The sequence below is a fragment of the Pseudoalteromonas sp. SWYJ118 genome (genome assembly GCF_015864505.1).
Lineage (GTDB): Bacteria > Pseudomonadota > Gammaproteobacteria > Enterobacterales > Alteromonadaceae > Pseudoalteromonas > Pseudoalteromonas arctica.
On record NZ_JADYXC010000054.1, the window covers coordinates 1 to 3412 of the forward strand.

5 protein-coding genes and 1 pseudogene are annotated in these 3412 nt (G+C 38.9%); all 6 read left to right on the forward strand.

Translation table 11 applies throughout. From position 1 onward, the window contains the following. Nucleotides 1-221 (forward strand): annotated as a pseudogene (locus tag I6F48_RS21070) (immunity protein YezG family protein); the annotation flags it as partial. 199 nt (nucleotides 222-420) lie between these two features. Continuing rightward, nucleotides 421-714: a hypothetical protein gene (locus tag I6F48_RS21075; protein ID WP_165729593.1), complete on the forward strand. Its 294-nt coding sequence runs from the start codon at nucleotides 421-423 to the stop codon at nucleotides 712-714. A gap of 8 nt (nucleotides 715-722) precedes the next feature. Then, nucleotides 723-1469, forward strand: coding sequence for a PoNe immunity protein domain-containing protein (locus tag I6F48_RS21080; RefSeq protein WP_165729597.1), 747 nt, complete (start codon nucleotides 723-725; stop codon nucleotides 1467-1469). A gap of 5 nt (nucleotides 1470-1474) precedes the next feature. Continuing rightward, complete coding sequence (locus tag I6F48_RS21085) at nucleotides 1475-2281, forward strand: PoNe immunity protein domain-containing protein (RefSeq protein WP_165729596.1); 807 nt, start codon at nucleotides 1475-1477, stop codon at nucleotides 2279-2281. A 9-nt stretch (nucleotides 2282-2290) separates the two neighbouring features. Then, nucleotides 2291-2635 carry an immunity protein YezG family protein gene (locus tag I6F48_RS21090; protein ID WP_165729595.1) on the forward strand — a complete coding sequence of 115 codons (345 nt, stop codon included), beginning with the start codon at nucleotides 2291-2293 and terminating at the stop codon, nucleotides 2633-2635. 47 nt (nucleotides 2636-2682) lie between these two features. Further along, on the forward strand, nucleotides 2683-3412 hold a 730-nt coding region (locus I6F48_RS21095; RefSeq protein ID WP_197120237.1), incomplete at its 3' end, for a DUF7738 domain-containing protein.

Below are 3412 nucleotides of genomic sequence, written 5' to 3' on the forward strand. Positions count from 1 at the left end.
AGGCTCACTTTATTAAACCAGATGACGAAACACAGCATGCAATTGCTGTATCTGAAAATATGACAGCATTATTCAAAACGTTATTTGACCACGCCATTAAAAATGAAGTTGAGGATTGGCAACGCGCTATTTTTACTATCACTCGACAAGGCCAGTTTAACTTAAACTTTGAGCGCGATAATAATGACGAAGAATTAATATCCGCTGTTCAAACACATTAAATATTAATTTAACCCACTCTTTAACAACATGGATGTTGTGGAGTTAGGCGCTAAAAATTAGCGCCTAACCTTTCACATAATGACTGTTTTTTATGGTTAACGCCCTCATTTACTTCTCATTCTTTTCTCTTTGTGCAAAAAATATTTTAAATGAATTATTCACAAAGAGGTTAAGAGACGCTGCGCTTAAAGAGTAAAAGTGCTATTAAATAGTCAGTTTACTATTCATGAAATATCAACAAGTTGGCAATACGACCTACTGCTGCCACAGCTTGCCATAGACGGCAAGCAAATGAGTGATGATTGGGTTACTGATAAACGCTTACAAAAAGCAGGGCTAAGTAGGAAAGAACGAGCAAAAATTTTGAAAGCAATACGTACAAATGACGGCTCAGTTGAAAAGATACTAATTCGCAATACACCTGACGGTAATTTATTAGTTAAAGAGCTAAATAAACTAGGTAATATCATTGGGACACCCCAAGGGTTTTAGGAGTAGAAATGTTAAGAGATAAATTAAAAAGTAAAGCCTACTTTGATGAACAAGTAGAATTTAGTACAGAAACTATCGATGATTACTTAAATGATGTTAAGCATAATAAAGAGTTTTCTACAGAAGTTAAAATGAAATTATCTTTTGGGTTGGTTGATTATGTAGTTCGTTTACTTCACGAACGCTACTCCCGCGGAGACAATTTAACTGAGCTCAAACCTCACTTACTTGAAGCACTTAAATACCGTCAATGGCAAAAAGACTATGCTGACGCCTTACCTGCAAATGAACAAAAAAATCGTATCGATTGGGAGGAGTTACACGAAGATGATTTAAGACGCACAATTATTTGGCTTACCTTTGCCTACTGCTTGGCCATGGGTGAAGACTATTACCTAAAAACATTAGAGCTTATCGCTAATCAAGGACAAGATGCTTTACTCGATAACCTTGCTATCGCGATGGGAGATAGTGAACGCCAAGCTGCAACAATACCGTTATTCAAAAAACGTTTTGGTAAATTATATAACGTTATTGAAGGGTCACCCGAGCAGCGACCTGAATTAGTGAAAGCATATCTCGATGCATGGTATAAAGCCGAAGGAAGCCCTGATTATCATTTAATGGATACGGATGCTTACATTGGCTACTGGTGCTGGGGTTCGGCTTTAGTCGTTAAACTTTATAATATTGACGACAGCAGTTTTATTGACCACCCGTATTACCCTAAAGATTTAGCTCACTTTAAAGGATGACATGAATGCTACGTGATAACCGTAAGGACGCTGACTATTTTCACGAACTTATTAGTGACCTTGATGAAGCGCTAACTGAAACACAAGCCGCACTCGACGACGCTGTATTTACCTCCCCTACTCAGCGCGTTGATGTGGCTCAGAGACTGTTTCAACTAGCGATTATGCGTGCTGTAGCGCATTATTCTTATGGTGCCTCTATTGATGAATTACGCCCTTTTGTACTCGCTATTTTACCTTATCGTGAACAGCTCACGTCGGTAGCTGATAACATTCCACAACCCCATCAGTTTTACCGTGTTGATTTTGAGCAACTTGGCGGCGCCGGCGAGGCGTGTGGCTCTGCGAATATAAATCGCTATATTTATACGCTTTGGTGGCTGTCGTTGCTAGTTGCCTGCGACGCGCCCACTGAGCATATTAATAAAACGCTTGATGTCATTGGTGAACAAGGTAAAGATGCATTATTTGATGCTATAGCCGTAAAGCTCGGTGATTCACAGCGCCCTATGGCAAAGACCCTCTATTACCCTGATGTTTACCAGTGTTTGTTTGACGCCTTTAGTCTTGATAAAAATACGCAAGCACAGAAGTTAAACCAATTTATATCTCAGTGGTATGCCCAACTTGATGATGCAGACTGGCACGGCAACCATGAATGTGATTGTGAATTTGAATATACTGATTATTACATTGGCTACTGGTGTTTAGAGCATGCGTTAGTGGCAAACTTACTTGGTATAACCAAATCACAACTTACGCCACATCCAATGCTAGCCAATGATTTAATACGTAATAAACCTGAGCGTTAAGGACAGCCAATGCAGCCTGACATTAAAAACATCCCGCAACAACTTGGTCAGTACCTTTACCAGCAAATAGATGCGCCATGGCTTGAAGCTCAGCTTATTTTAGATTGCGAGAATAATGCTGTGGTTGAGTGTAAAGCCCACTTTATAAAAGCAGATGACGAAACAGAGCATGCAATTGCTGTATCTGAAAATATAACTGAATTATTTAAAACGTTATTTGACCACGCTATTAAAAACGAAGCGGAAGATTGGCAACGTGCTATTTTTACCATTACGCGTAAAGGTCAATTTAACTTAAACTTTGAGCGCGATAATGATGAAGAAGCAATCGCTGCTGTTGAAATACATAAATAAATAAGATCAATCACAATCAAACTTCACCACCCTTTTTAGAGATGTTTATGACTACTTTAACTAAGCAACTTATATTTATATCACTCGCTTTAACGCTAGCTGGGTGCGATAAAGTGACAGTGAGCACCGTTACTGCATTATTAGCGCCCGCTGAAAAAATACAAGCGGCCTCTCCTGAAGGAAGTGACTTTCAAGTTAATGGCTGCAATTTAACCTATAAAGACCAATCACTTGTCTTTAATACCAGCATTGATGAATGGGTTAAAATACTCGGCCCATACGACAGAGTCACTCACTTAGCAAACGACGTTTACTTTTGGGATGAAATAGGTCTCGGCCTTTTTTCTAGCACTGGCAAACACAGAGCAGATGAACTTCAGTTCGAGTTTAATGAAACCATAGCCTTTAGTGAAGATGATATTAGAGTTACTTACGGTGAAGAAATGAAAAAAATTAAGAGAGAGGCCAACGAATCCCGCTCTAAAACGCCATTTACTCAAACGCTTTGGGTTAATGGGGCTGTAATTAAAGGCAACTGGGATATAAGTAAAGTAAATAATCAATTGTATGCATTTAATCCAAAAAATCCCCATTACTTTGGTGAGGCGTATATGCCCACTATTTTTGGCTCACGTTTTTCGTGCGATAAAGAGGCCCCGCCCTATTTTAACGAGGGCGAAATTGGCATTAGAGTAGATGTAAACCCGCAAAATAAAAATGAGATAAAAGTACTAACTTTGCGTGTTAAACTTTTTTCTGAGGAATACCTAAAAGATA